We start from the raw sequence: 3,932 nt of genomic DNA, 5'->3' as shown, positions 1-3,932 counted from the left end.
GGAGGGTTTTGGGTTTCTCTCAGTCTCCTCTGAGGGAACCCCCTTGGATTTCTCTATGGATTCTATAGAAAACTCTAATTACTATCTAACCCATTTAACCTATTTCTTGCCCCTTACTTTTGGAGGTGCTATGGTGGTTTTAGGCAGATTTTAGGTAGAGCGGCTGTTTTGTAATCAGTCCGTCAGGAGTGAAAGTTCCTTACAATAAGCCTTTCTTTGAAGAGCTGGTGAGGAGACTCGAACTCCTGACAGGCTGATTACAAATCAGCTACTCTACCAACTGAGTTACACCAGCAGACTTGGGATGACAGTATTATATCAGAAATGATATCTCCTTGTCACGCCCTAAGTACAGAAAAGAAGGACAATCTTGATAGAGCAAGCGTTTCTAAGTGGTTGTGAGGAGTAGAATAGTTGAGTGCAAAAGTGAACGTCACTTGGGACACCTAAGATACCTAAAATAAAGATGCAACCCTATGGAATCAATTTGGTGAACCCGATCGCTCTTAAGCTAGATTATTTTCCATAGCCCAGCGAGCCAATTCGGTGCGGTTGTGCAAATTGGTTTTACCCAACATATTGGAAACATGGCTCTCTACCGTGCGCTGACTCACATTTAAGATCTCCGCAATTTCACGATTAGAACTGCCTTGGGCCACTTTTTGTACTACTTTGCGCTCAGTGGGAGTTAAGGTTACATCTTCAGGAACTTTGGGGAAATTCACTTCGGTATTTCCCCCTTTATACTGATGATGCATCATCCGGGATGCTTGCTTGAGAGAAGATTCTACTTGAGCTACCAGTTCTTCAGGTTCAAAAGGCTTGACCATATAGACATCAGCACCTTTACTCAATCCCTTCACTCGGTCTTGACTTTGGCCTTTAGCCGATAAAAACAGAACGGGAATCCAGGCAGTTTGCTCATCTTCACGCACTTTTTGCACGAACTCATAACCGTCCATTTCTGGCATCATCACATCACAGATAATCATGTCTGGAGTTTGATCATCCAAGATATCGAGCGCTCTTTGCCCATTTTCAGCGGTGGTGACTTCGTATCCCCGGAATTCCAAGTAATCTTGTACCAACAGAATCAGGTTGGGATCGTCGTCAATCAGAAGTAATTGCTTGTGGTCGGTCGTCATATCCGTATCCCCTATGTGAATTGACTATAAACTACCATTTCTTCAGCATATTCCTCTATTTTTGGAAAATCAATAGGGAGGATAATCTAATTTCCTCCTTGTCCCAAAATATCTTAGAGTTTTCCGAGGCTCTGAAACTCAGGGTATCCTAGGAGAAAGCTCGTGAATATACTTATATTAGCTGGGTGGATTTTCTTGATTATAGCGTACTTTTGCGGAAATAATCAGAGGATCTCATTAAAAGCCTGCGGAATTTACTGATTTTTTCTCTGTCTCTCAGAATTTTCGGAAAATTTATGATGAAATTACGGAAGGACTGGGCAAAGGATGGACAAGGAACGCATAGTCTTCAACGACCTGATTGCCCAGGAGATGCTCCTGAATAATCCGCTCTATCACATCTGGAGTGCAGCTATGATACCAAACTCCATCAGGATAAACGACTAGAATCGGCCCTTTCTGGCAAACTCGTAGGCAATGACTCTTAGAGCGAAAAATACTCATCGGTCGTTCTGGAGTGGGCAGATCCAACTTCAACTCTTTCAAGCGACTTTTGAGATAATCCCAAGATTCAAGACTCTGTTGACGATCGCAACATTTAGGAACGCCCTGATCGGCGCAAATAAAGACATGGCGCTCAATCTGAGTTAGACCTAGTGCCTTGACACAAGCACTTAAGGAGTCAGAAGTGGGTTTTTGAGCATCAGATTCCAAGTTCATTCGTAAGACAGAGTAACACGATTAACTTTATCTTACTCAGATTTGGTCGTTTTTCGTGGTTTTTGGCTAGATTTTGGTGATAAATCGGATTTTTTAGGGGAGTCTTTCGGAGGAGGGGGGGCACAAGAGTGTACATCCTTTTCCTCCTTTTCCGTTGCAGATGAGGAACTAGCCAGGGGTTCAGAAGAGTCGAGGGGAGCATCTTCGACAAATAACTCCTCGAGTTCAGCCGCTTCTTCTTGAGAAGAAAAGATGAGAGCGCTTTGTTCATCTAGGGAAGCGTTTTCTGGTTCCGGGTCAGCCGTATTTTTAATCCGGCGAATAGGAAAATTAGCAATCAAAGCTGTAGAGCGATCGCTATTTTCAATGGCAAACTCCAGTTGTTCGTCATCAATCTCCACATAGCGAGAGACCACCGCCAAAATATCATCGCGCATGGCATTCAACATCCCTGGACTAATCCCCGCTCGGTCATAGGCCAGCACCAACTTCAACCGCTGTTTTACCTCCTCGCGACTGGACGGGCGAGTTTTCCAAGGGAAAAGACGTTCTAGAAGATCATTTAACATAGGGAGTGGGCAGTAGGGAGTGGGCAATAGGAAATGGGCAGTAGGAAATGGGGAAACCGAAATTCACCCAGCTCATCCCTTACGGAACATCTGAAACAAGCGGCTGAAGAAATTTCCTTGAGGGGGAGTCAAATCCAAGAATGGCACTTTTTCACCTTCTAGACGGCGAGCAATATTACCATAGGCAATTCCAGGTAAAGACGACTCTCCAGCGCCAGAAAGCACTAGGGGTTCCCCTCGGTTCGTAGAGACAATCACCCGTTCATCATCCGGAATGATACCCAATAGGGGAATAGCTAGGATTTCCTGCACATCCTGAACTGACATCATGTCATTGGCTTCCACCATGTTCGGGCGAATGCGATTGACAATTAAGCGAATTTTGCGAATACTATTGGCTTCCAAAAGACCAATCACCCGGTCAGCATCTCGCACAGCCGCAATTTCCGGAGTCGTCACAATCAGAGCCTCTTGCGCTGCGGCGATCGCATTTTGGAATCCCATTTCAATCCCAGCCGGACAATCCACAATCGCATAATCAAAACTGGGACTCAAGCGATGAATCAACTTGGCCATTTGATCGGGAGTAATAGCATCTTTGGTGCGATTTTGGGCTGCTGGTAACAGCACCAACTTTGACTGGCGCTTATCTCGCACCAAGGCTTGTTCCAGACGGCACTCCCCAGCTATTACTTCTACTGCTGTATAGACAATACGGTTTTCCAAACCTAAGAGCAAATCCAAATTTCTCAAGCCAAAATCGGCATCAACCAGGACGACTCGTCGTCCCCGTTGAGCCAGAGCCATTCCTAAATTTGCGGTACAGGTGGTTTTACCCACTCCTCCCTTTCCTGATGTAACGACGATAATACGGCTCATGATGGCGATTTCTTTGGCAGGGTCACGGCAGTTGATTATAGCAAGGCCCTTTAGCCTTTTAACAGATTTAATTAAACTTTGTTCATCGGCTGCTGTCGAGTCTGTTGTTCCCTCTCCCTATGCCCCCATCCTCCCATCACAGCACAAAGCACTGTATATTGTATCGGGATATTGCATCGGGGTTGGCGATGGGTTATTGAATCATATTATTCGCAATTTCTTTTCACCAATGATCTAGCTGTTCTTGTTGAAAATGGGGCACCCCGAGGCTTATTAACTCAACTCATCCTGGAGTGTTTATCTACTGGGATCTCGTTCTGGCCATTTGATATTTTTCAGTGGCACGATGCAGTTTTCACGAAATTATCGGCAAGATTCGGGAATGCGATCAGGAGTGGCGGACTGCCACCAAGACAAACGCGCGGCTTCTAGAATTTTCGGACTATCGCGCCAGTTTTTCGAGACAACTCCCAAGTAAATTTCATATCAAGTCCGTTGAATAAGTTGTGATATAGCAGTGAGTTCACTCCACCCGTAAAAATCGGTTAACCCTCCAATTAATTCTGGCTGTTTCAATAAGGTTTGGCAGCGCTGGTACAACACTTCTTCTAGCTGATCG

General features: G+C 45.1%; 4 protein-coding genes and 1 tRNA gene. All 5 read right to left on the bottom strand.

All coding sequences use genetic code 11. From position 1 onward, the window contains the following. Nucleotides 1-222: 222 nt before the first annotated feature. A tRNA-Thr gene (locus PN466_RS07715) sits at nt 223-295 on the bottom strand. 211 nt (nt 296-506) lie between these two features. Further along, nucleotides 507-1,145 (bottom strand): response regulator transcription factor, encoded by a 639-nt coding sequence (locus PN466_RS07710; protein ID WP_271938349.1) that lies wholly within the window; start codon nt 1,143-1,145, stop codon nt 507-509. A 294-nt stretch (nt 1,146-1,439) separates the two neighbouring features. Continuing rightward, complete coding sequence (locus PN466_RS07705) at nt 1,440-1,865, bottom strand: (2Fe-2S) ferredoxin domain-containing protein (protein WP_271938347.1); 426 nt, start codon at nt 1,863-1,865, stop codon at nt 1,440-1,442. Nucleotides 1,866-1,897: 32 nt separating this feature from the next. Continuing rightward, nucleotides 1,898-2,434: a cell division topological specificity factor MinE gene (gene minE / locus PN466_RS25905; protein ID WP_271938345.1), complete on the bottom strand. Its 537-nt coding sequence runs from the start codon at nt 2,432-2,434 to the stop codon at nt 1,898-1,900. A 72-nt stretch (nt 2,435-2,506) separates the two neighbouring features. After that, on the bottom strand, nt 2,507-3,313 hold the full coding sequence (minD, locus tag PN466_RS07695) for a septum site-determining protein MinD (RefSeq protein WP_271938343.1): 807 nt from the start codon (nt 3,311-3,313) through the stop codon (nt 2,507-2,509). Nucleotides 3,314-3,932 lie beyond the last annotated feature (619 nt).

It is taken from the genome of Roseofilum reptotaenium CS-1145 (assembly GCF_028330985.1).
Classification (GTDB): Bacteria; Cyanobacteriota; Cyanobacteriia; order Cyanobacteriales; family Desertifilaceae; genus Roseofilum; species Roseofilum reptotaenium.
Note: the sequence above shows the minus strand (reverse complement) of the source record. Positions and strands in the feature narration are given on the sequence as shown.